We start from the raw sequence: 26,828 nt of genomic DNA, 5'->3' as shown, positions 1-26,828 counted from the left end.
GCCGAGGAACCGGCGCTGCCACAGGGTGTAGTCGGCGTATTGCGCGGGCAGCGGCGCGAAGGACGGGGCCCGGCCCGCGCACCGGGCGGTGTAGGCGGCGGACAGGTCGCGGGCGAGCGGACGGTTGGACCAGCCGTCCCCGGCGATGTGGTGGAGCACGAGCAGCAGGACGTGCTCGTCCGGGCCGAGCGCGAACAGCGCCGTGTGCAGGGGCGGTTCGTCCGTCAGGTCGAACCGGTGCGCCGCGGTGTCCGCGAGGGCCTCGGCGAGAGCGGCCTCCTCGACCCGCCGGACGGGCAGGTCGACCGTCGCGTCGGCTGGGTCCAGGATGTGCTGGCGCGGTACGCCCCCGGTGTCCGGGTAGACGGTGCGCAGCACCTCGTGCCGGGCCACCAGGTCGTTCAGGGCGGTGTGCAGCGCGGCGATGTCGAGGTCCCCGGTCAGGCGCAGCGCGTACGGCATGTGGTAGCCGGCCGACGTGGGGTCCAGCCGGTGCAGGAACCACAGGCGCGCCTGCGCGAAGGACAGGGGCAGTTCGGCGGGGCGTTCCACGGCACGCGGCGATGGCCGCCGCCCGTCCTGGGGCGCCGTGCCGAGCCGGGCCGCGAGCCCGGCCACGGTCGGGGCCTCGAACACGTCGCGTACGGCGAGTTCGGCGCCGAGCGCCGAGCGGATGCGCGACACCAGCCGGGTGGCGAGCAGCGAGTGCCCGCCGAGGGCGAAGAATCCGTCGTCGGTCCCGACCCCGGGAACGCCGAGCACCTCGGCGAACAGGCCGCACAGGACCTCCTCCGCGTGGCCGCGGGGCTCCCGGCCGCCGGCGCCGCGCCGGCCGGCGGCCGGTGCCGGGAGGTCCCGGCGCGACAGCTTGCCGCTCGGGGTGAGGGGCAGCGTGTCGAGCACGACGATCGCGGCGGGCACCATGAACTCGGGCAGCGCGGCGGCTACGTGTTCCCGCAGCTCCTCCGGATGCGGCGGCCGGACGCCGGGCGCGGGCACCACGTACGCCGTCAGACGCCGGTCGCCGGGCCGGTCCTCGCGCACCACCGCCACCGCGTGCCCGACCGTGGCGTGCCGGGCCAGCACGGCCTCCACCTCGCCCAGCTCGATCCGGAACCCGCGCACCTTCACCTGATCGTCCGCCCGCCCGGCGAACTCCAGGAGCCCGGCGGCGGTCCAGCGGGCCAGGTCACCGGTGCGGTACATCCGCTCCCCCGGCACGCCGAACGGGTCGGCGGTGAACCGCTCGGCGGTCAGGCCCGGCCGGTTGAGGTAGCCGCGGGCGAGTTGCGCGCCGGAGAGGTAGATCTCCCCGACCACACCGGGCGGCACCGGGCGCAGCCGTGCGTCGAGCACGTAGACCCGCATGTCGCGGATCGGCCGGCCGATCACCGGCCGGGAGCTGTCGCGGACCCGGGCGCCGACGGCGTCCACCGTGCATTCGCTGGGCGCGTAGTAGTTGTGCACCTCGGTGTCCGGGTGCTCCCGCAGTGTCTCCCACAGCGCGGCGCCCGTGGCCTCCGCGCCGAGGAGGATCACTCCCGGCCGGTGCCCGGTGCCCTCCAGCATGCCCAGTCCGGTCAGTTCGCGCAGCATGGACGGCGCGATGCCCAGATAGTCGATGCCCCGGTCACGTACCCAGGTCAGCAGCGCGGCGGGGTCGCGGCGGGTCTCGTCGTCCACGACGTGCAGTTCGTGGCCGGCCACGAGGCCGAGGAGCTGCCCCATGCTCGCGTCGAAGGAGAGCGAGGCGGTGTGCGCCACCCGCAGTCGCCGCCCGTCGGTGGCGGCCACCTTCGCCGCCGCCGGGGCGAAGACCAGCTCGCGGTGGCTGGCGCACAGGTTCGCCAGGCCCGCGTGGGTCACCACCACGCCCTTGGGCACACCCGTCGAGCCGGAGGTGTACACGACGTACGCCGCGTGGTCTCCGCACACCGCCGGCCGTGGGGTCCGGGCCGGCGGCGGGCCGGCGTCGAGGGCGTCGTCGAGCAGTACGACGTGCACCGCGCCGCCCGCCACGCGTCCGGTCAGCGCGCGTTCGGTCACCACCACGGGCACGGCCGCGTCGTCGAGCATGAACGCGAGCCGCTTCGCCGGGTAGCCGGGGTCCAGCGGCACGCACACCCCGCCGGCCTTCCATACGGCCAGAACGGCGGCGATCATCGCGGCCGACCGGCTCACACACAGCCCGACCAGGACATCGGGTCCCACACCGCGGCCGGTCAGGTGGCGCGCGAGCCGGTCCGCCCGCGCGTCCAGTTCCGCGAACGTCCACCGCGTCCCGCCGGACACCACGGCCACCTCGTCCGGGGTCCGCGCGGCCTGCGCCGCGAAGGACTCCGGCACCAGCGCGGCCGGGGTGTCGCCGACGGTGCCGTTCCACTCCACCAGGACCCGGTTCCGCTCCGCCGGGGCCAGCAGGTCCAGGGCGCCGATCCGCAGGTCCGGGTCCGAGGCGGCGGTCCGCAGGACCCGGACCACCCTGCCCAGGATGGCCTCCGCGGTGTCCCGGTCGAACAGGTCGGTCTGGTGGTCCAGGCGCAGCCGCAGCGGGCCGCCCGGCATCACCATGAAGTTGAGCGGGTAGTGGGTGACGCCGTGGCTCGGTCCCGCCGTCACCCGCAGCCCGCCGCCGAGCGCCGCGGCGGCGAGTCCGTCGCTCTGGGCCGGAAGGTTCTCGAACACGGTGGCCGTGTCGAACAGCTCGCCCGAACCCAGGGTGCGCTGGATGCCAGACAGCCCGACGTGCTGACAGGCCATCAGCCGCGTCTGGTCCCGCTGCAGACGGGCCAGCATGGCGGACAGGGGCTCCGCGGGGGTGAGCCGGACCCGGACGGGCAGGGTGTTGGCGAACAGGCCGATCATCTTCTCGGCGCCGGGCACCTGGGGCGGGCGGCCGGAGACCGTGGTGCCGAACACCACGTCCGTCCGTCCGGTCAGCTGGCCGAGCACGACCGCCCAGGCGCCCAGGAACACCGTGTTCAGGGTCAGGCCATGACGGCGGGCCAGTCCTTCGAGTGCCGTGGCGAGGTCGTCGGGCAGGTCGCGCAGGACCTGACCGGGCAGCCCGGGCGCCCGGGACGGGTCCGCCGGTGCGACCCTGGTGGGTTCGTCGACGCCCTTCAGCACGTCGCGCCACACGTCCTCGGCGGCCGCCCGGTCCTGGCCGGCCAGCCAGGCCAGGTAGTCACGGTACCGGGCCGCCGGGGGCATCCCGTCCTCCCGGCCGCCGCGCGTGTACAGCTGGAACAGCTCGTCCAGCAGCAACTGCGCGGACCACCCGTCGATCACCAGGTGATGGGCGGTGAGGAGGAACCGGTGGCGGTCCGGGCCGAACCGGATGAGGGTGAACCGCAGCAGGGGCGGGCGGGCCGGGTCGAAGCGACGCAGCCGGTCGTGCGCGGCGAGCCGCTCCGCCTCGGCCTCCCGCGCGCCGGGGTCCACGGCGCCGAGATCGTGCTCCTGCCAGGGCAGTTCCACCGCGCTCGGGATGATCTGCACCGGCTCGTCCAGGTCCTCGTGCCAGAAGCCGGCCCGCAGGCTCGCATGGCGGCGGAGGAGGGCCGACGCGGCGGCGCGCAGCGCCCCGGCGTCGAGGGCGCCGTCCAGGTCGAAGGCGCTCTGCACGGTGTAGAGGTCCAGCGCCGACTCGTCGTAGAGCGCGTGGAACAGCAGCCCCTCCTGCAGCGGTGCCAGCGGCAGGATGTCTTCCAGTTCCGTTTCCGCTTCCGCCCGCGTCATCGTGTTCTTCTCCTCCATGCGGCTTCGAGCTGCTCCAACTTGTTCTGACTCATCCGCACCAGCGGTACGTCGGACGGGGTGCGGCCGCCCGCGTCGGACCGGGCGGCGTGGGTGGCCAGGGCTTCCAGGGCGCGGCTCCAGGTGTCGGCCAGGTCGCGTACGACGGCCTCGGTCAGCGCCGCGCGGGGCCAGCCCCAGGCCGCGGTCAGCCGGGGGCCGTCCGGACCGTCCACGACGGCCACCCTCACCTCGGCCCGGTACTCCGGCGGCAGGCCGGACCCCTCCGGCCACGTGCCGGACGGAACGCGCGGAAGCCGCCCGAGGTAGTGGAATGCCACCTGGGGCGAGGGCCGCTCGGCGAGCGCCGGGGCGGTGGCGGGGTTGAGGTGGCGCAGCAGACCGAATCCCAGACCGCCCTCCGGCAGGGACCTCAGCTCCTCCTTGACCCGCTTGAGCGCCGTCCCGGCGGCGTGCCCGCCGTCCCACACCTCGCGCCGGTCCAGGCCGGTCAGGTCCAGGCGGACGGGATGGGTCGCGGTGAAGCGGCCCACGGTGCGGGACAGGTCGATGCCCTCGGCGATGTGTTCCCGGCCGGGCCGCCGGACGTCGGCCACCACGGCGTCTCCCCCGGCTTCCAGCGGGTCCGGGGCGGCCGAAGTGTCCCGGCGGCGCCGCCAGTCGGCCACCGCCAGCGCGAACGCGGTCAGCAGCACGTCCTCGGTATCGGCGTGGAATACCGCCGGCACGCTGGTGAGGAGCGCCTCGGTGCGCTCGGCGGACAGAGTGACGGTCAGCGTCCCGGCCCCGGGCCCCGGCTCCCGGCCGGCCTCCGGCCGTATGCCGGGCTCCTCACCCGGCGCGTCGGGCCCGGCGAGGATCGCGGTCCAGCGGGGCAGCTCCGCCACCTGCCGGACGTCCTGTGCCCGGGTGCGCAGGTGCTGGGCCCACCGCCGGAACGACGTGCCGACCGGGGCGAGTTCGGGGCGGCGGCCGGTGGCGGCCGCCGCACAGGCCGCGGCCACGTCGGCCAGCAGGATCCGCCAGGACTCCGCGTCCGCCACGAGGTGGTGCAGCACGAGCGTCAGCCGCCCGGCCCGGCCGGGACCGGCGTCCCACCAGACCGCCTGGAGCATCGTCCCGGTCTCCGGTGCGAGACGGGCCGCCGCGTCCCGCTCCGCCGCTTCGGGCCCGGGCCCGTCCGGTTCGGTGCCCGCCCGGCGGAGGCAGTCCGCGGCCCGGACCGTCCCGGGCGGCGTCACCTCCAGCAGCCACTCGTCCTGGCCCTCCCCGGCGGCTTCGCCGGGGATACGGGTCAGGCGCGCCCGCAGCGCGTCATGGTGGTCCAGGACCGCTTGCAGGGCCGCCTCCAGCCGTTCCGCGTCCAGCCCGGCCGGGACCTCCACGGCCATCGCCTCGTACCCGGTGCCGGGGTCGGCGCCGCGTTCCCGTAGCGCGTGCAGGGCCGGGGTCAGCGGCACCGCGCCGATGCCCGCCCGCGGCTCCCCGTCCGGGGCGGGCGCGGCGCCGGGCGTCCCGGCGGCGGTGGCCAGCGCCGCGACGGTCTTGTGCCGGAACACGTCCTGCGGGGCGATCGCCACCCCGGCGGCGCGGGCCCGGCTGACGACCTGGATGGAGACGATGCTGTCGCCGCCGAGGTCGAAGAAGTCGTCGTCGACGCCGGCGGACGGGAGTCCGAGCACATCGGCGAAGATCTCGCACAGCAGCCGCTCCCGCGCGGTCGCCGGCGGGCGGCCCGCCGGGGTACCGGCCGCCTCCGGTGCGGGCAGCGCCCTGCGGTCGGCCTTCCCGTTGGGCGTCAGCGGCAGTGCGTCGATGGTGACGACGGCCGAGGGCACGAGGTATTCCGGCAGCTTCTCCCGCAGCCAGGCGCGCACCGAGGCACCCAGGGTCACCGGTGGCGCCGAGGCGGGGTCGTTGGTGAAGGCCCGCAGCGACGACTGGTCCCCCGCCGTCGCGGCCACCGGGAGGTAGATCCCGGTGACGGCGGACCGGGTCGCGGTGTCCGCGTCGGCGAACACCGCGTCGAAGCGGCCCTCGCCGCCCTCGCCCGACCAGGTGACGGCCACCCAGTACCCGAGCCGCTCGCCCAGCTCGCACAGCGTCTCCGGGTCCACCGCGCCCTCGCCCGCCAGCCGGGCGTTGGGTATCCCGGTGATGCGCAGTGGCCGCGGCCGGCGCTCCGCCAGCAGCGTGGCGCATTCCTCGGCGCCTCCGGTCACCTCCCGCCAGCGCAGCACGGGCACGTCGGCGAACGACCGGGCCGGGGAGGTGAGCGGGGCACGGCGGAGCACGACGTCGTAGCGGTACCGGGACAGCTCGTTGTGGTACCGGCCGCGCTTGAGGCGGAGGTCCACGGCGCCGACTTCGGGCACGACCCCGGCCAGGGCGGGGAAGAAGTCCGGGTCGACCAGCAGCTCCCGTTCCGGCGCGGTGCTTCCGGTGGCCGCCCGCAGGGCCGGCAGGAGCCGCAGGTCGCGGATGTCGCCGAGGAACAGGGCGCCGCCGGGCGCGAGCAGCCTCATCGCGCCGCCGATCACCTCGGTCAGGTAGTCGGCGTCGGGGAAGTACTGGGCCACCGAGTTGAGCACGACGGTGTCGAAGTGGCCCTCCGGCAGCCCGGTGAAGTCGTCGGCCGGCTGGGCCCGGAGCACCACCCGGTGGGCGATGTCCGGTTCGTCCGCGACCTGCGCGGCCAGGGCTTCGACGGCGGCCGCTGACACGTCGGTGCCCCAGTACTCCGCGCACCCGGCGGCGAGCGGGGCGAGGATCAGGCCCCGGCCGACGCCGATCTCCAGGACGCGCCCGGAGCCCGGGGCCCCGCCGCGCGGGCCCAGGTCCCGGATCGTCGCGACGGTGGCGTCCCGCCACTGCCGCATCTCCGCGACCGGGATCGGCTTCCCGTCGTAGGCGCTGTTCCAGCCGGTGAAGTCCTCGCCGAACGGGGCGGGCTCCGATCCTCCGTAGAGCGTGTCGTAGAGCCGCCGCCACTCGCCGACGGCGGTCTCGGACTCCCTGGCCGTACCGGTCCCAGCACGGGTCCCGGTGTCCGCGGCCGGGACCACGTACCCGACCAGGCGGGTCCCGCCGGGGCCGTCGTCGCGGGCCGCCGCGACGGCCTGGGCGACGCCCGGGTGGCCCGCCATGACGGCCTCGACCTCGCCGAGTTCGATCCGGTGGCCCCGTACCTTCACCTGCTCGTCCGCCCGTCCGGCGAACTCCAGGTCGCCCGCCGCGTTCCAGCGGGCGAGGTCGCCGGTGCGGTACATCCGGGTGCCCGGCGCGCCGAACGGGTCGGCGGTGAACCGCTCGGCGGTCAGGCCGGGCCGCCGGAGGTAGCCACGGGCCAGGCCCGCCCCCGCCAGGTACAGCTCGCCGACCACGCCCGGCGGCACCGGGCACAGGGCGGCGTCCAGGACGTACGCGCGTGCGCCCGGGATCGGCGTGCCGATGGGCGGGACGCCGCCGTCGCCGGGCAGCGGACGGCTCATCGTGGCGCAGACCGTCGACTCGGTCGGCCCGTAGGCGTTGACCATCCGCCGGTCCCGGCTCCACGCCGCGGCCGTCTCCGGCGGGCAGGCCTCTCCCGCCACCACCAGGTCGGTCACCGGGGCGATCTGGTCGGGCGTCATCACGCCCAGCGCCACCGGCGGCACGGTCAGGTGCGTCACGCCGTGCTCGGCCACCACCGCGCCGAGGTCGGGGCCGGGCAGCAGCCGCTCGGCCGGGGCCACCACCAGCGCCGCACCGGTCAGCAGCGCCATGCACAGCTCCCAGAACGCCGCGTCGAAGCTCGGCGAGGCGAACTGCAGGACCCGGCTGCCCGGCCCCGCGCCGAGGGTCTCCCGGTGTGCGGACGCCAGGGCGGCCGCACCGGCGTGGGTGACGACCACGCCCTTGGGCAGTCCGGTCGAGCCGGAGGTGTAGAGCGCATAGGCCGGGTGTGCGGGCGTCAGCGGGCGGGCCCGGTCGGTGTCACCGGGGTCGGCGGCCGGGCGGGTGGCCAGGTCCGCGCGCGAGCGGCCCCGGGCGTCGTCCAGGTCCAGCCGGGGCAGGCCGTCGGCGCCGGGCACCCGGGCGCCGCCGGTGCCGCCCGTCAGCAGCAGCGCGGGGCGGGCGTCGTCGAGCATGAACGCGATGCGCTCGGCCGGGTAGTTCAGGTCGAGCGGGAGGTAGGCCGCCCCCGCCTTGAGCGTCGCGAGGACCGCCACGATCAGGTCGGCGGAGCGCGGGAAGGCCAGGGCGACGATCCGCTCGGGTCCCGCGCCCCGGGAGATCAGCAGATGGGCCAGGCGGTTGGCCCGGGCGTTCAGCTCCCCGTACGTCAGCACCTCGTCCCCCGAGAGGACCGCCGGTGCTCCGGGGTCGCGCGCCACCTGGCGCTCGAACAGCGCCGGGAGGCAGTCCGGCGGGATCGTCCGGTCGGCCCCGCCGCCCAGCATGCGGCCGCGTTCGGCGGCGTTGAGCAGGTCGGCCCGGCCGATGGGGAGGTGCGGATCCGCGCAGACCGCCTCCAGCAGCCGGATCCACCGCGCGACCATCGCCTCGACCGTCCCCCGGTCGAAGAGGTCGGTGCTGTACTCGACCGTTCCGCGCACTCCCCCGAAGGAGCCACCGGCCGCTCCCGGCGGCGCGGGGCGTTCGGTGAGGCTGAAGAACAGGTCGAACCGCGAGGCGCCCGCGCCCACGGGTTCGGGCGTCACCTCGACGCCGGGCAGGGCCAGCCCCGCCTCCGGGGTGTTCTGCAGGACCAGGGCCACCTGGAACAGCGGATGGCGGTTCGGGGTCCGGACCGGGTTCAGCACCTCCACCAGGTGCTCGAAGGGCACGTCCTGGTGGGAGTAGGCGGTCAGCGCCGTCTCCCGCACCCGGTCGAGCAAGGCGGCGAACGACGGATCGCCCGAGGTGTCGGTGCGCATCACCAGGGTGTTGACGAAGAGGCCGACCGCGTCGTCGAGCGCCTCGTCCCGGCGCCCGGCGACCCCGCTGCCGACCGGCAGGTCCGTACCGGCGCCGAGCCGGGTGAGCAGGGCCGCCAGACCGGCGTGCAGCACCATGTGCAGGCTGGCCTCCCCGGCCCTGGCGAGGCCCGCCAGCCGGCCGTGCAGCGCGGGGCTCAGGTCGAAGCCCAGCATCTCCCCGCGGTACGTGGAGACGGCGGGGCGGGGGCGGTCCACCGGGAGCGTGAGCTGCTCGGGCAGGCCGGCCAGGGCCTTCGTCCAGTACGCCACCTCCTGGGCGAACCGGCTGTCCGGGTCGTCCTCGTCGCCCAGCAGCGCGCGCTGCCAGAGCGTGTAGTCCACGTAGCCGACCGGCAGCGGCGCCCACGACGGCGCCCCGCCGCGGCACCGCGCGGCGTAGGCGGTGGCGAGGTCGCGGGACAGCGGGGCCATCGACCACCCGTCCCCGGCGATGTGGTGCACCACCAGCAGCAGGACGTGTTCGCGCTCGCCCATGACGAACAGCTCGGCCCGCAGCGGCAGGTCGGCCGCGAGGTCGAACGGGTAGCGTGCCGCCTCGCGCAGGGCGTCGCGCAGCCCCTCCTCGCCGATATGCCGAAGGATCAGTTCGGGGCGGGCGACGGCCGGGTCCAGGACGAGCTGCCGGGGCACCCCGCCGACCGCGGGGAACACGGTGCGCAGGCTCTCGTGCCGCGCCGCGACGTCCGCCAGCGCGCTCCGCAGCGCCGTCCGGTCCACCTCACCGCGCAGGCGCAGGGCGACCGGCATGTTGTACGTCGCGCCCGGCCCCTCCAGCCGGTGCAGGAACCACAGCCGCGCCTGCGCGAACGACAGCGGCACCACATCGGGCCTGGGCATCGGCCGCAGGGCCGGCCGGGCCGTGTCCGCCCGGTGCTCCGCCTCGTCCAGCCGCTCGGCGAGCCCGGCGGCCGTGGGCGCCTCGAACAGGGCCCGCACGGGCAGTTCGGTGCCGAGGGCGGAGCGGATGCGGCTGATCAGCCGGGTGGCCAGCAGCGAATGCCCGCCGAGGTCGAAGAAGTTGTCGTCCACGCCGACCGACGCCACGCCCAGCACCTGCGCGAACAGCTCGCACAGCGTCCGCTCGCGCGGGGAGGCGGGCGGGCGCGAGCCCGCCACGGAACCGAGGTACGGCGCGGGGAGCGCCGCCCGGTCGAGCTTGCCGTGGGCGGTCAGGGGAAGTTCACCGAGGACCGTCACCGCGGTCGGCACCATGTACGCGGGCAGCCGATCGCGCAGCGCCGTGGCCAGCTCGGCGGCCAGTCCGGCGCGCTGCCGCGAGGCCGCCGGGTCGTTCGCGAACGCCTCGGGCGGTGTGGTGGCGGCGGCCGGTGCCGGGCGGTGGACGCCACCGAGCGCGGTCGTCGCCCGGCCGGGGGCCTCCGGGGTCACGAAGAGCACGTCGAGGTGGTCGGCGGTGTCGCCGGACCGGGTCACCGCGACCCGGTGGCCGGTGCGCCCGCCCAGCGCGTGGAAGGCGTCCGGGCCGAGTTCCGGCGCCGACGACCGCTCCGCGGCGTCGAGGAGGCCGAGCAGTTCGGCGGGCGGGCGGCCCTCGTCCAGGGCGCGCAGGGCGGCGGCCTCGTCCGCGATCCGCTCGTCCGGTACGCCGGTCACCCGCAGCGCCTGCCCGCGGTGCCCGGTCAGGCGCCGTTCCAGGTCGTCCAGGCCGGACACGTCGTGGCCCCACCGCAGTCCCGGGGAGGTCTCCAGCGGGCGGGACACGGCGGGCGTCTTGTGCAGGACGGCGTCGTACCGGTAGCGGCTCAGCTCGTTGACGTAATCGCCGCGCTTCACCTGGAGGTCGACCCCGGCGATGTCGTCCCGTCGCGCCGCGAGCGCGGTGAAGAACGCGGGGTCCAGCAGCAGTTCCTTCTCCATCAGCAGGGCCTGGTCCACCGCCCGGCGCAGCACGGCGCCGTCGGTGGAGGGTGCGGCGCGGCGCAGCTGTGCCGCCGTGTGCAGGCACCGCAGCAGCCGCAGATCGCGCACGTCTCCGAGGAACACGGCCCCGCCGGGGGCCAGCAGCCCCAGCGCGGTGTCGATCACGCTGGTGAGGTAGCGGGCGTCCGGGAAGTACTGGGCGACCGAGTTGATCACCACCGTGTCGAAGAAGCCGGCCGGCAGGCCGCCCGTGTCCGCGGCGGACTGGACGCGCAGCTCCACCCGCCCGGCCAGCTCTTCCCGGGCGGCCACCTGGGCCCGCAGCCCTTCGACGGCGTCCGCCGAGATGTCGGTTCCCCAGTAGGCCTCGCAGTCCGGTGCGAGGCGGGAGAGCAGCAGGCCGCTGCCCACGCCGATCTCCAGCACCCGGCGCGGCCGCAGCTCACGGATCCGCGCGACCGTGGCGTCGCGCCACCGGCGCATCTGCCCGACCGGGATCGGCCGCCCGTCGTAGCTGCTGGTCCACCCGGCGAAGTCCTCGCCGAACGGGGCCGGTTCGGCGTCGGCGCGCCCGGGGCCGTAGAGGGAGTCGTACACCTCCTGCCACTCGGCGAGCTGGGTCCGTGCCGCCTCGCCGTCCCGCCGCTCGCCGGCCGCCGGGACGACGTAGGCCACCAGGTGGGTGCCGGACGCCCGGTCCTCCCACGCGACGACCGCCGCCCGCGCCACGGCCTCGTGCCGGGACAGCACCGCCTCGATCTCCGCCGGTTCGATCCGGTGGCCGCGTACCTTGACCTGCTCGTCGGCGCGGCCCGCGAAGACCAGGTGGCCGTCCGAAGTCCACCGGGCCAGGTCCCCGGTGCGGTACATCCGCTCCCCCCGCCCGCCGAACGGGTCGGCGACGAACCGCTCCGCCGTGAGCCCCGGCCGGTTCAGATAGCCGCGGGCGAGCTGCGCCCCGGCCAGGTACAGCTCCCCCGTCACGCCGGGCGGCACCAGCCGCAGTCCGGCGTCGAGCACGTAAGCCCGGGTGTTCGGGACGGGCCGCCCGACCGGCACCGGGCCGTCCGGGACGGCGGCGCCGGGCGGCACCCGGTAGGTGACGCAGCCCACCGTGGCCTCGGTCGGCCCGTACTCGTTGACCACCGTGGCCTGCGGCTGCGACCGCCGCCAGGGGCCCAGCAGTTCGCCGGTGAGCTGCTCGCCCCCGACGACCAGGTCCGCGACAGGAGCGAGGGTCCCGTCCTGCCCGGACGGGGCGGCGAGCGGGACGAGGTGGCTCGGCGTCGCCTTGAGGAACGTGTACGGTCCGGGCGCCGGCGCCCCGGGTGCCAGATCCCCGATCAGCACCCGCCCGCCGCCGGTGAGCGGTGCGAACAGCGCCGTGACGGTCAGGTCGAAGGTGACCGCCGAGTGCAGCAGCGCCGTCCCGGCCGTGCCCGGGTACGCCTCGCGGGCGAACGCCAGGTAGGCCGCCACCGCCCGGTGCTCGACGAGCACGCCCTTAGGACGGCCCGTGGAGCCCGAGGTGTGGATGACGTACGCGGGATGCGCGGGACGCAGGTCCGCCGTCCGGTCGGCGTCCGTCGGATCGCCCGGCGGTTGCTCCCCGGCGACCCGTACCACGTCGGGGGCGTCGATGGCGAGCCACCGCGAGCGCGGTCCTGGCAGGTCCGCGGCGAGAGCGCCCAGGGTGAGCCCGCAGGCCGCGCGGGTGTCGTCGAGCAGGAAGCGGAGCCGCTCGGCCGGGTGGTCCGGGTCCAGCGGCAGGTACGCGGCGCCCGCCTTGAGCACGGCGAGCAGCGCGACGACGAGACCGGCCGAGCGCGGCAGGGCGACCGCCACCACCTGCTCCGGGCCGGCGCCGCGGCCGATGAGCGCGTGCGCCAGCCGGTTGGCCCGCGCGTTCAGCTCGGCGTACGTCAGGTCGGTGCCGCCGTCGGTCACGGCGACCGCGTCCGGTGTCCGCGCGGCCTGTTCCTCGAACGCCCGCGGCAGGGTCGTGGGCGGCAGCGGGGACACCGCGCCGTTCCACGTCCCCAGCAGACGCTCGCGCTCGGCGGCGTCGGTGAGGCCGAAGGCGCTGATCGGCCGGTCCGGCCCGGCCGCCGCAGCCTCCAGCAGCCGCACCAGGCGCGCCGCCAGGGCCTCGGCGGTGGAGTGGTCGAACAGGTCGGCGCTGTACTCCAGCACCCCGTCGAGCCGGTCCGGGTGGCCGGTCTCGGTGTAGCGGTCGGTGAGGCTGAACAGCAGGTCGAACTTGGCCGCGTCGGTCTCGGCGACGTCGGGGGTCACCCGCAGGCCGGGCATGGCGAACTCGGGCTCGGCGTTGTTCTGCAGCGTAAGCATCACCTGGAACAGCGGGTGCCGGGCCGCCGACCGGGCCGGGTTGAGCAGCTCGACCAGGCGCTCGAACGGGACGTCCTGGTGGGCGTAGGCGGCCAGGCCGGTTTCCCGCACCCGCTCCAGCAGACCGGCGAAGGTGGGGTCCCCCGAGGTGTCCACGCGCATCACGAGGGTGTTGACGAAGAAACCGACGAGGTGGTCGAGGGCTTCGTCGGTGCGCCCGGCGATGGCGCTGCCGATGGGGATGTCGGTGCTGCCGCTGACCCTGCTGAGCAGGGCGGCGAGCCCGGCCTGCACCACCATGAACAGGGTCGTGCCGTGTGCGCGGGCCAGTTCCACGAGCCGCAGATGAGTTCCGGCGTCGAGGGTGAACAGCACCCGTCCGCCCCGGTGGCCGGCGACCGCCGGGCGGGGCCGGTCGGTGGGCAGACCCAGTTCCTCGGGCAGCCCGTCGAGGGTGCGTGTCCAGTGGGCGATCTGGGCGGAGATCAGGCTGCCGGGGTCGTCCTCGCTGCCGAGGAGGTCGTGCTGCCACAGGACGTAGTCGGCGTACTGGACGGGCAGCGGCGCCCACCCCGGGGCCCGGCCCTCGCGGTGCGCCGCATAGGCGGCGGACAGGTCCCGGGCGAACGGCACGTTCGACCAGCCGTCACCCGCGATGTGGTGCATCACCAGCAGCAACACGTGGTCATCAGGGGCGAGGGCGAACAACTCCGCGCGCAAAGGGAGTTCGGAAGTCAGATCGAACCGGTGCCCGGCCGCCGCGGCCAGCTTCCCGGCGAGCGCGGCCTCGTCGGCGCGGTGGACCGGAAGGGCGACGGAAGCCTCCCCCGGGGCGAACACGGCCTGGTGCGGGACCCCGGCGGCCTCGGGGTAGACCGTGCGCAGCGTCTCGTGCCGGGCGATCACGTCGTTCAGGGCGGCGTGCAGCGCGGCGATGTCGAGGTCCCCGGCCAGGCGCAGCGCGAACGGCATGTTGTACGTCGGTCCTGACGCCTCCAGCCGGTGCAGGAACCACAGCCGGGCCTGCGCGAACGACAGCGGCACGGTGTCCGGGCGGTGTGCCGTGGCGCGCAGGGCGGGCCGCCGGTCGTCTCCCCCGGTGTCGATCCGGGCGGCGAGCCCCGCCACCGTGGGCGCCTCGAAGACGTCCCGCACGGTCAGCTCCGCGCCGAGCACGGCGCGGACCCGCGAGATCAGCCGGGTAGCGAGCAGCGAATGCCCGCCCAGGGCGAAGAACCCGTCGTCGATCCCGGGACGGGCACACCCCAGCACCTCGGCGAACAGCCCGCACAGGATCTCCTCCCGCGCGGTGCGCGGCGCACGGCCACCGGTCGCCCCCGCCGGATCCGGGGCCGGGAGGTCCCGACGCGCTACCTTCCCGCTCGGCGTCAGCGGCAGCGTGTCGAGCACGACGATCGCGGCGGGCACCATGAACTCGGGCAGCGAGGCGGCTACGTGTTCCCGCAGCTCCTCCGGATGCGGCGGCCGGACGTCGGGCGCGGGCACCACGTACGCCGTCAGACGCCGGTCGCCGGGCCGGTCCTCGCGCACCACCGCGACCGCGTGCCCGACCGTGGCGTGCCGGGCCAGCACGGCCTCCACCTCGCCCAGCTCGATCCGGAACCCGCGCAGCTTCACCTGGTCGTCCGCCCGCCCGGCGAACTCCAGGACGCCGTCCGCCCGCCAGCGGGCCAGGTCGCCGGTCCGGTACATCCGCTCCCCCGGCGCGCCGAACGGACTGGCCACGAACCGTTCGGCGGTCAGACCGGTCTGGTTCAGGTAACCTCGGGCGAGCTGGATGCCCGCCAAGTACAGCTCTCCGGTGACGCCCGGCGGCACCGGGCGGAGGTCCGCGTCCAGCACGTAGGTCCGTGTGTTCCGGACCGGTCGGCCGATCGGCACCGCGCCCGGCTTGTCGTCGCAGGCCCAGGCGGTGACGTCGACGGACGCTTCGGTCGGCCCGTACAGGTTGTGCAACGGCGTGCCCAGGATCTCCCGCGCCCGCCCGGCCAGCTCGGCGGGGAGCACCTCCCCGCTGCACAGGACCCTGCGCAGTCCGGTGAGGCCGGCCACAGCGGGTTCGTCCAGTGTGTCGAGGAAGGCCCGCAGCATCGACGGGACGAAGTGCACGGTCGTCACGGCGTGTTCGCTGATCACCGACGCCAGGTACGCGGGGTCCTTGTGGCCCCCGGGGCGGGCGACGACCAGCCGGGCGCCGGTGATCAGCGGCCAGAAGAATTCCCACACCGAGACGTCGAACCCGGACGGGGTCTTCTGCAGGACGGCGTCGGAGGGCTCCAGCCGGTAGGTGTCCTGCATCCACAGGAGCCGGTTGACGATGCCCGCGTGCGGCACGGCCACGCCCTTGGGGCGGCCGGTGGAGCCGGAGGTGTAGATCACGTACGCGGGATGCGCGGGCGCCGGCGCGATGCCCGGATCGGTGTCCGGCTGGTCCTCGTGGTCCCGGATGTGCGCCGGGTGGTCCAGGACGAGGACCGGGCGGGCGTCGTCGAGCATGAGGCGGACCCGTTCGGCCGGGAGACCGGGGTCGACGGGGAGGTAGGCGGCGCCGGACTTGAGGACGGCGAGCAGCGCGACGACGAGTTCGGCCGAGCGGGGCAGGGCGACCGCCACCACCCGCTCGGGTCCGGCGCCCCGCGCGATGAGGCCGTGGGCGAGCCGGTTCGCCCACGCGTCCAGCTCCCGGTAGGACAGGGTGGTGCCGTCGGCGATCACGGCGACGGCATCCGGTGTGCGGGCGGCCTGTGCCGCGAGGAGTTCGGGCAGGGTGGTGGACGGGACCGGGTGCCCGGTGTCGTTCCACACCGTCACGACCCGCTCGCGCTCGGCCTCGTCGAGGACCGGAAGGTCGGCCAGGGTCCGCGCCGGGTCGGCGGCCACCGCCTCCAGCAGCGTGACGAAGCGGTCGGCGATGCCCCGGGCCGTGTCCGCGCCGAACAGGTCGCTCGCGTAGTCCAGGACGCCCCTGATCCCGGCCGGTCCGCCGTCCGGGCCGGTCTCCTCGGCCATCGTGAACGCGAGGTCGAACTTCACCGCCGTGGTCGGCACCGGCAGCGGGCCCGCCTCCAGTCCGGGCAGCAGGCCGAGCGGGACGGCGTCGGTGTTCTGGAGCGCCAGCATCACCTGGAACAGCGGGTGGCGGGCCAGCGAACGGGTCGGTTCGACCACGTCGACCAGGTGCTCGAACGGCACGTCCTGGTGGGCGTAGGCGGCCAGGCCGGTCTCGCGGACGCGTGCCACCAGTTCGGTGAAGGCCGGGTTGCCCGAGGTGCTGGTACGCAGGACGAGGGTGTTGACGAAGCAGCCGACGGCGTCGTCCAGCGCGTCGTCGGTGCGGCCCGCGACCGGGGTGCCGAGCGGGATGTCGGTACCCGCCCCCAGCCTGGTGAGCAGGGCGGCGAGCGCGGCCTGCACCACCATGAACAGGCTCGCGTCGCCCTCCCGGGCGAGGTCGCGGAGCCGGGTGTGGGTCGCCGCGCCCACGGTGAACGGCACCCGGCCGCCCCGGTGGGAGGCGACGGCGGGGCGCGGCCGGTCGGTGGGGAGGGTGAGCTGTTCCGGCAGGTCGGCCAGGGCCCGCGTCCAGTACGCCACCTGGCGGGAGAGCAGGCTGTCCGGGTCGTCCTCGCTGCCGAGGAGGTCGTGCTGCCACAGGACGTAGTCGGCGTACTGGACGGGCAGCGGCGCCCACCCCGGGGCCCGGCCGTCTCGGCGCGCCGCGTAGGCGGCGGAAAGGTCCCGGGCGAACGGCACGTTCGACCAGCCGTCACCCGCGATGTGGTGCATCACCACCAGCAGCACGTGCTCATCGGGGGCGAGGGCGAACAACTCCGCGCGCAACGGGAGTTCGGAGGTCAGGTCGAACCGGCGCCCGGATGCGGCGGCCAGCGCCCCGGCGAGCGCGGCCTCGTCGATCTCGCGGACCGGCAGGGCGGGAGCGGCCCGCTCGGGGTCGAGCACGAGCTGCCGGGGGGTGCCGCCGGTGTCGGGGTAGACCGTGCGCAGGATCTCGTGCCGCGCGGTCACATCGGCGAGGGCGGCGGTCAGCGCGGCACGGTCCAGGGCGCCGCGCAGCCGCAGCGCGAGCGGCATGGTGTACGCGGCGCCGGCGCCGTCGAGCTGGTGCAGGAACCACAGCCGCGCCTGCGCGTACGACAGCGGCATCGGGTCCGGGCGGTGCCCGGCCGGGAGCAGCGCGGGCCGCACCTGGCCGTCCGTGTCCTCGATCCGGGCGGCCAGGCCCGCCACCGTGGGTGCCTCGAACACGTCCCGCACGGCCAGTTCCACGCCGAGTACGGCGCGGACCCGCGAGATCAGCCGGGTGGCGAGCAGCGAATGCCCGCCCAGGGCGAAGAACCCGTCGTCGATCCCGGGACGGGCACACCCCAGCACCTCGGCGAACAGCCCGCACAGCATTTCCTCGCGCGGAGTGCGCGGCCCACGGCCGCCCACGGACGCGGTGGGGTCCGGGGCCGGAAGGTCCCGCCGCGCCACCTTCCCGCTCGGCGTCAGCGGCAGCGCGTCGAGCACGACGACCGCGGCGGGCACCATGAACTCCGGCAGGCTCCGGGCGGTGTGCGCCCGCAGGGCGGCCGGGTCCGGGACCGCTCCGGGCGCGGCGACCACGTAGGCGACCAGCCGCCGGTCGCCGGGTCGGTCCTCCCGTACGACGGCCACGGCGTGGGTCACGTCGCGGTGGCGCGACAGGACGGCCTCGACCTCGCCGAGTTCGACGCGGAAACCGCGGATCTGCACCTGGTCATCGGCTCGTCCGGCGAATTCCAGCGCCCCGCCGGCGGTCCAGCGGCCCAGGTCGCCGGTGCGGTACATCCGCGTCCCGGGCGGCCCGAACGGGTCGGCCACGAAGCGTACGGCGGTCAGTCCGGGGCGGCCGTGGTAGCCGCGGGCGAGCTGGGCGCCCGTGAGGTACAGCTCGCCCACCACACCGGGCGGGACCGGGCGCAGCCCGGCGTCGAGGACGTATGCCGCCATGCCGGGGATCGGCCGTCCGATGCGGGGCCGTTCGGCGCTCGCGACCGTGGCGCCGATGGCGTCGACGGTGCATTCGCTGGGCGCGTAGTAGTTGTGCACCTCGGTGGCGGGCAGGGCGCGCAGCTCCCGCCACAGCGCCGGGCCGGTGGGCTCCGCGCCGAGCACGATCGCGGCGGGCTGGTGTCCGTCGCCGCCGAGGTGGCCGAGGGCGAGGAGTTCCCGGGTGAGGGTCGGGGAGACGGCCAGGTAGCCGATCCGGTGCCGTCGTACGTAGGTGCCCAGCGCGGCGGGGTCGCGGCGGGTGTCCTCGTCGATCACGTGGAGTTCATGGCCTGCGAGGAGGCCGAGCAGCTGGCCGACGCCCAGGTCGAACGACAGCGACGCGGTGTGCGCCACCCGCAGCCGCCCTCCCGACGCCCGTGCCGCCGGGGCGAAGACGCGTGTCCGGTGGGAGGCGTAGAGGTTGGCGATGCCGCCGTGCCGCAGGACCACGCCCTTGGGCACCCCGGTCGATCCGGAGGTGTAGACGACGAACGCGGCGTGGTCGGGGCGGACGGCGCGCGGCGCGAGCGGCTCGCCGGACGGCTCCTCGTCGCCCGAGTCGCCGGAGTCGGCCAGGTCGGCCAGGTCGGCCAGGTCGGCCAGGTCGTCCAACGGGACCAGGTCCGCGGTGTGGCCGCCCAGCCGCGCGGTGGCCGCCTCCTCGGCCACCAGGACGCGCACCCCGGAGTCGGCGAGCATGAACGCCAGCCGCTCCTCGGGGTATCCAGGGTCCAGCGGTACGCACGCCCCGCCCGCCTTCCAGATGCCCAGCACCGCGGGCACCATCGCGGCCGAACGGGTCACGCACAGCCCGACCAGGGTGTCCGGGCCGACACCGCGCTCGGCCAGCCGCCGGGCCAGCCGGTCGGCCCGCGCGCGCAGCCGCGCGTACGTCAGCGTCTCGCCGCCGGCGACCACCGCCGACGCGTCCGGGGTCAGCGCCGCCTGCCGCTCGAAGAGTTCGGGGACGGTGAAGGCGGGCGCGGCGGCGGGGGTACCCGCCCAGTCGGTGAGGATCCGCCGCCGCTGCGACGGGGTCATGACCTCCAGCGTCCCGATGCGCGCCTCCGGCTCGTCCGCCGCGGCGCGCAGCAGCGTCACGAAACGGGCCAGCAGTTCCTCGGCGGTGACGTGGTCGTACAGGTCGGCGCTGTACTCCAGGAGGCCGCCGAGCCCTTCGGGTTCACCGGCCGGACCGCGCGCCTCGGTGAGGCCGAAGGAGAGGTCGAACTTGGCCGCGCCCACCTCGGCCATGTCCGGGCTCACCCGCAGCCCGGGCAGCTCCAGCCGGGGTTCGGCGTTGTTGTGCAGGGTCAGCATGGTCTGGAACAGCGGGTGCCGGGCCGCCGACCGGGCCGGGTTGACGACCTCCACCAGGTGCTCGAACGGCACGTCCTGGTGGGCGTAGGCGGCGAGCGCGGTCTCCCGTACCCGGGCCAGCAGATCGGTGAACCCGGGGTCGCCGGAGGTGTCCAGGCGCAGCACGAGGGTGTTGAGGAAGAAGCCCACGAGGCCGTCGAGGGCGTCGTCGGTGCGTCCGGCGATCGCGCTGCCGAGCGGGATGTCGGTGCCTGCGCCGAGGCGGGTGAACAGCGCCGCGAGACCGGCCTGCAACACCATGAACAGGCTCGCACCCGATGCGCGGGCCAGCGCGTCCAGCCGGGCGTGCAGGTCCGCGTCGATGCGGATCGGTAGGCTTCCGCCGGTGTATCCGGCGACCGCGGGGCGGGGCCGGTCGGTGGGCAGGGCCAGCTCCTCCGGCAGCCCGTCGAGGGTGCGCGTCCAGTAGGCGATCTGGCCGGAGATGAGGCTGTCGGGGTCGTCCTCGCCGCCCAGGAGTTCCCGCTGCCATAGCGTGTAGTCCGCGTACTGGACGGGCAGCGGGTCCCAGCGCGGCGGCTCGCCGCGCAGCCGGGCCGCGTAGGCGGTGGACAGGTCGCGGGCCAGCGGGCCGTTGGACCAGCCGTCACCGGCGATGTGGTGGATGACCACCACCAGCACATGGGTGTCCGGGGCGAGCGCGAGGAGTTCGGCGCGCAGCGGTGTCCGGTGGGTGAGCTGGAACCGGTGGGCCGCGGCGGCGGCGACGGCCTCGGCGAGGCGGGCCCGGCCCGGCTCCCCGGTGCCGTCGATCCGGCGCACCGGCAGCTCGACCGCGGCGGCGGCCGAACCGGCTTCGAGAACGACCTGGTGCGGTACGCCCCCGGTGTCGGGGAAGACGGTGCGCAGGCTCTCGTGGCGGGCCACCACGTCGCCCAGGGCGGCGGTGAGGGCGGCGTGGTCGAGGTCGCCTTCGAGGCGTACGACGAACGGCAGGTTGTAGTTGGGGGCGGCGCCCTCCAACTGGTGCAGGAACCACAGCCGGGCTTGCGCGTAGGACAGCGGGATCGCCTCGGGGCGGTGCGCGCGGGGGCGCACCGGGGGGCGTCTGCGGCCGTGGGCCCCGGTCAGCCGGGCGGCGAGACCGGCCACGGTGGGGGTCTCGAACACGGCGCGGATGGGGAGTTCCGCCCCGAGTACGGTGCGGACGCGGCTGACCAGGCGGGTGGCGAGGAGGGAGTGGCCGCCGAGGGTGAAGAACCCGTCGTCGATCCCGGCCCGGTCCACGCCGAGGACCTCGGCGAACAGCCCGCACAGGATCTCCTCCTCGGGGCCGCGCGGCGGGCGGCTCGCGCCGGTCCGGGCCCGGGCTGGCGCGGGGAGGGCGTGCCGGTCGACCTTGCCGTTGGCGGTCAGCGGAAGCGCGTCGAGCGTGGTGAACAGCGCCGGGACCATGGCCTCGGGCAGCCGCCGCGCCAGGTGCGCGCGTAAGCCCTCGGGATCCGGTTCCGCGTCACCGGCCGGGACGACGTAGGCCACCAGCCGCCGGTCGTCCTGCCGGTCCTCGCGGACCGCCACCGCCGCCTGGGCGACGGCGGGATGGGTGGTCAGCGCGGCCTCGACCTCGCCGGGTTCGATCCGGTGGCCCCGGACCTTGACCTGGTCGTCGGCGCGGCCGGCGAACATCAGCGTCCCGTCCGTGGCCCACCGGGCCAGGTCCCCGGTCCGGTACATCCGCTCCCCCGGCGCGCCGAAGGGGCCCGCCACGAACCGCTGCGCGGTCTGCCCCGGCCGGTTCAGGTAGCCGCGCGCGAGCTGGGGGCCGGCGATGTACAGCTCGCCGGTGACACCGGTCGGCACCGGGTGCAGCCGGTCGTCGAGCACATAGGCCCGCATGCCCGTCATGGGGCGGCCGATCGGAAGGGCTGTGGTGTGCGTGGTCTCGCCCGGGGCGAGGGGGAAGTCCAGGCATCCGACGGTGGTCTCGGTGGGACCGTAGTGGTTGACGACGGAAACCTGCGGGTGGCGGGCGCGCCAGGCGGCGAGCGGCCCGGCGGGCAGCGCCTCGCCGCCCAGCATCAGCTGCCTCACCGGAGCGAACGCCTCGGGCAGGGCGGCCAGGAGCGCCAGATGGCTCGGGGTGGCCTTCATGAACGTGACCGGGGTGCGGGCCAGCCGCGCCGTCAGCCAGGGGTCGTCGTCCAGCGCGGCCACGACCGCGCATCCGCCCGAGGTGAGGGCGCCGTACAGGCCCGTGACGGCCAGGTCGTAGGCGAGCGCGGTGGGGACCAGGACGGTCCCGTCCAGGCCGGTGTAGACGCGCCGGGCGCGGGCCACGTAATCCGCGAGGCCGCGGTGGCCGACCACCACGCCCTTGGGGGTGCCCGTGGAGCCGGAGGTGTAGATGACGTAGGCGGGGTGGTCGGGCAGCAGTGGAGCGATCCGGTCGGTGTCGCGGGGACACATGGCGGGCTGCCGTTCCAGCGCCCGTACGGTCCCGGGGTCGTCGAGCAACAGGGCGCCGGGGTCCGGGGGCAGGTCGGCAGCCGCCTGCCGGGTCGTCACCAGCAGGGCCGGGGCGGCGTCGCCGAGCAGGACGGAGACGCGCTCACGGGGCTGGGCGAGGTCGATCGGCAGATAGGCGGCGCCGGACTTGAGCACGGCGAGGAGGGTGACGACGAGTTCGGCGGAGCCGGGCAGCGCGACGGCGACCACCCGCTCCGGGCCGGCCCCGAGGGAGATCAGCAGCCGGGCCAGGCGGTTCGCCCGGGCGTCGGCCTCGGCGTACGACCATTCGGCGTCCGGCGCGGCCACCGCGGGGGCGTTCGGGGTGGCGCTGGCCTGCCGCGCGAACAGCTCCGGCAGCAGGGCGGGTGACCGCCGGCCGGGTGCGCCGGTGTCGTTCCACTCGGTCAGCAGGCGGTGGCGCTCGGCCTCGCTCAGCATCTCCAGGCGGGACAGGGGCCGGTCCGGGTCGGTGGCGGCCGCCTCCAGGAGCCGTACCCAGCGGTCCGCCAGGGCCCGGGCGGTGGCGCGGTCGAAGAGGTCGGCACGGTAAGAGGCGTAGCCCTCGATACCGGCCGGGTCGCCGTCGTCCGTGGTGGCCCCGGTCAGGTTGAGCGCCAGGTCGAACTTGGCGGTGTCCGACTCCACCCGCTCGGCGACGGCGCGCAGACCGGGCAGGTCGACGGCCGGTCGCAGCCCGCTGTTGAACGTCAGCAGCACCTGGAACAGCGGGTGGCGGCTCAGCGACCGGGCGGGGTTGAGCACGTCGACCAGGCGCTCGAAGGGCACGTCCTGGTGGGCGTGGGCGGCCAGGTCCGTCTCGCGTACGCGGGCGAGGAGTTCGCCGAACGCCGGGTCGCCGGAGGTGTCGGTGCGCAGCACCAGGGTGTTGACGAAGAAGCCGACCAGGTCGTCCAGGGCTTCGTCGGTACGGCCCGCGACGGGCGTGCCTACGGGGATGTCGGTGCCCGCGCCGTGCCGCGTGAGCAGCGCGGCGAGCCCGGCCCGCAGCACCATGAACAGCGTCACCCCGTGGCGTTCGGCCAGGGCCGCGAGCCGCCGGTGCGCGGCCGCGTCCAGGCGCACCGGCACCGTGCCGCCCCGGTGACCGGGCACGGCGGGGCGGGGGCGGTCGGTGGGGAGGTCGAGTTCGGCGGGGAGCCCGGCCAGCGCGCGGGCCCAGTAGGCGACCTGGCCCGCGACGGCGCTGTTCTCGTCGGCCTCGTCACCCAGCAGTTCCCGCTGCCACAGCGCGTAGTCGGCGTAGGCCACCGGCAGCGGGTCCCAGCGCGGCGGCCCGCCGCGCAGCCGGGCCGCGTAGGCCGTGGACAGGTCGCGGGCCAGGGGGACCATGGACCACGCGTCCCCGGCGATGTGGTGCACCACGACCGACAGCACGTACCTGTCCGGGCCGAGGGTGAACAGCTCGGCGCGCAGCGGGGTTTCGCGGGGCAGGTCGAAGGCGGTGGCGGCGCTCGCGGCCAGGGCACGGTCCAGTTCGGCCGGGCCGACGTGGCGTACGGGCAGGGTGACGGCGGCGTCGGCGGGGTCGAGCACGGCCTGCCGGGGCGCGCCGTCGGACTCGGGGAAGACCGTGCGCAGGGGCTCGTGGCGGCACACCACGTCGGTGAGCGCGGCCCGCAGGGCGGTCGGGTCGAGCGTGCCCTCCAGCCGCAGCACGAACGGCATGTTGTAGTCGGCCCCGGCCTCCGGCCCCTCCAGCCGGTTGAGGAACCACAGCCGGCGCTGGGCGGAGGAGAGGGGGACCACCTCGGGCCGCTCCATGGGGCGCAGCGGCGGCCGGGTGGATCCGTCCGCCGCACCGAGCGCCGCGGCGAGACCCGCCACGGTCGGGGCCTCGAACAGGGTGCGCAGCGGGAGTTCGGTGCCCAGCGCGGTCCGTATCCGGCTCAGCAGCCGGGTCGCCAGCAGGGAATCCCCGCCGAGGTCGAAGAAGCCGTCGTCGATCCCGGCCCGCTCCACGCCGAGGACGTCGGCGAACAGCCCGCACAGCAGCCGCTCGGTCGCGTCGCGCGCCTCGCGCCGGGCCCCCGCGGGGGTGAACTCCGGGGCCGGGAGTGCGGCCCGGTCGAGCTTGCCGTTGACCGTCAGCGGCAGCCGGTCCAGCACGACGACGGCTGCCGGGACCATGTGTGCGGGCAGGATCCGCGCCGCGTACGCCCGCAGCTCGGCCGCCTCGGGGCGGATGCCGGGCCCGGGGACCGCGTAGGCCACCAGCCGCTGGTCGCCGGGCCGGTCCTCCCGCAGGAGCACCACGGCCCGGGCGACCGCCTCGTGGCGGGCGAGCGCGGCCTCGATCTCCCCGGGCTCGATCCGGAACCCGCGCAACTTCACCTGGTCGTCGGCGCGTCCGGCGTAGTCCAGCCGGCCGTCCTCGTGGAGCCGGGCCCGGTCCCCGGTGCGGTACATCCGCGTCCCCGGCGGGCCGAACGGGTCGGCCACGAACCGTTCCGCGCTCAGCCCCGGGCGTCCCAGGTAGCCGCGCGCCAGACCGGGCCCCGCCACGTACAGCTCGCCGGTGACGCCGGGGGGAAGGGGCTGGAGGGCGCCGTCGAGCACGTAGGCGCGCAGGTCGGGGATCGGCTCGCCGATGACGCCGCGGGGCGACTCGGCCATGGCGTCGGCCTCGCCGAGCGGCGCCGCGGTGACGTGCACCGTGGTCTCGGTGATGCCGTACATGTTCACCAGCCGCGGGGCGTCGGCCGGGTGGCGCGCGTACCAGTCCCGCAGCCTGCCGGGGTCCAGCGCCTCGCCGCCGAAGATGACGGTGCGCAGGGCGAGTTCCGCCGGGCGCTGGGCCTCCTGGTCGGCGCGGATCAGTTGGTGGAAGGCGGACGGGGTCTGGTTGAGCACGGTGACCCGCTCGCGTACGAGCAGGTCCAGGAACTCCCCGGGGGCGCGGCCGACGTCGTGCGGTACGACGACCAGCCGGCCGCCGGACAGCAGCGGGCCCCACATCTCCCAGACGGAGAAGTCGAAGGCGAAGGAGTGGAACAGCGTCCACACGTCGTCCGCGCCGAAACCGAACCACGCCTCGGTCTCGGTGAACAGCCGCACCACGTTGCGGTGCGGGACGACCACGCCCTTGGGGGTGCCGGTCGATCCGGAGGTGTAGATCACGTACGCCGGGTGTGCGGGGTCCAGCGGCCCGGTGCGGTCGGCGTTGGTGAGGTCGCCGCCGGGCGTGGCGGCCAGGGCGCGGAGGGTGGTGTCCGCGTCGAGCGGCAGCGCGGCGTCCGTGCCGTGCGGCAGCCGTGCGGCCACTTCGCCCGTGGTGACCAGGCACACCGGGTCGGCGTCGGCCAGTGTGAGCGCGATCCGTTCGGGTGGATAGCCGGGGTCGACCGGCAGATACGCCGCGCCCGCCTTCACCACCGCGAGGAGGGCCACCACCAGGTCGGCGGAGCGTGGCAGTGCCACGGCCACCAGCCGTTCCGGCCCGGCCCCGCGCTCGATGAGCAGCCGGGCCAGCCGGTTGGCCCGGTTGCCCAGCTGTGCGTAGGTCAGGGCGGCGTCCCCGGCGGTCACCGCGATGGCGTCCGGGGTGCGAGCGGCCTGTTCGTCGAACAGTCGCGGCAGTGTGTGCGGCGGGGCGTCGTGGCGGGGTGCGGGGGCGGGTGACACCGCGCGTGCGCGCTCGTCGGGCGGCAGCAGGTCGAGCCGGCCGATCGGTGTCTCCGCGCCCGCCGTCGCGAAACTCTCCAGCAGGCGCAGGACGCGGCGCCCGTGGGCGGCGCCGTCGTCGGCGTCGTACACCGCCGGGTTGGTGTCCAGGTGGAGGCGCGGCGTGCCGTCACCGGCGCGGTCGTCGGCGCACAGGGAGAGGTCCTGGACCGGACCGATCGAAAGGTTGCCGGGGACGGCCCGCGCCTCGCCGAAGGCCAGGTCGTAAAAGAAGGGCATCACGTTCACCGTCGGGCCGAAGAGGCGCCGGCCACCGGCCACCGCCCCCAGCTCCCGGCTCAGATCCTCGTAGCGGTAGCGCTGGTGCCTGAGCAACTGCCGGGCCTCGTCGGTGACGTGCCGCAGCAGTTCCCGGCCGGTCATCGCGGGCCGGATGTCCAGCCGCAGTGGCAGTTCGTTGGACATCGGCCCGCGGATGCCGCGTCCGGCGCCGGTCCGCCCGGTCACCGGGATGCCGAGGGCCACGTCGCCGACGCCGGTGGTCCGGCTCAGGTACACGGCTGTGGCGGCCATCAGCACGGTGGGGAAACCGACCCGTAATCGGCGTGCCAGCGCCCGCAGTCCGGCCGTGGTCCCGGCCGGTATCCGGGCGGTGTGCCGGTGGAAGCTCCGCGAGACAGCACCGGTCCGCCCCGAGAGGCTCACCGGTTCGGGGCGGTCCGTCAGCCGGCCCAGCCAGTGGTCCCGGTCGCGTGTGATGCGTTCCGATCCGCGGTACGCCGCGTCGTCGGCCAGCAGCAGGTCCAGCGTGCCGCTGCCGTCCTCGCGCACCGGCTCGCCGCGCACCAGGGCGGTGTACACCTCGGCCACGCGGTGCGCGAACAGCGCGCACATGTATCCGTCGGTGACCAGGTGGTGGCCGCGCAGATAGAGGACGTGGCGGTCGTCCCCGGTCCGCAGGAGCGCGAGGACGAAGGTCCGGCCGGACTCCAGGCTCACCGGACCCGCCACCTCGGCCCGCATCCACGCGTCGGCGGCGGCGCGCGGATCAGGCTCCCCGGACACGTCGAGCACCGGGAACGGCCAGTCGGGCACCGGCGCGTACACCTGCCGGGGACCGTCGTCGCCCTCGGTGAAGCCGACATTGAGCGTGTCGGTCTCCGCCACCACCCGGCGCAGCGCGTCCTCCAGCGATGCCACCTCGAGCGGACCCGTGATCTCCAGGTACTCGGCGGTGTTGTAGGCCGGGCTCGTGGGATCGAGCCGCTGCGCGAACCAGATGCCTCGCTGCGCCACCGAAAGGGGCCAGCTGCGGCGCGGATCACCGGACAC

At 75.6% G+C, this 26,828-nt stretch carries 2 protein-coding genes (1 of these 2 running past the window's edge); both read right to left on the bottom strand.

Annotation, left to right across the window (positions count from 1 at the left end; genetic code table 11):
- Positions 1-3,741, bottom strand: the 5' portion of a protein-coding gene (locus ACZ59A_RS38295) for an amino acid adenylation domain-containing protein (protein WP_470968704.1). The gene continues 3,453 nt to the left of window position 1, outside the view; only the first 3,741 of its 7,194 coding nucleotides appear in the window; its start codon is at positions 3,739-3,741; the stop codon falls past the left edge of the window.
- Positions 3,738-26,828 (bottom strand): non-ribosomal peptide synthase/polyketide synthase, encoded by a 23,091-nt coding sequence (locus tag ACZ59A_RS38290; protein WP_470968701.1) that lies wholly within the window; start codon positions 26,826-26,828, stop codon positions 3,738-3,740. Before ACZ59A_RS38290 ends, ACZ59A_RS38295 begins: the two co-directional genes overlap by 4 nt.

This window comes from Streptomyces sp. NPDC040405 (genome assembly GCF_055595765.1).
This window is presented reverse-complemented; position numbering and strand designations above follow the sequence as displayed.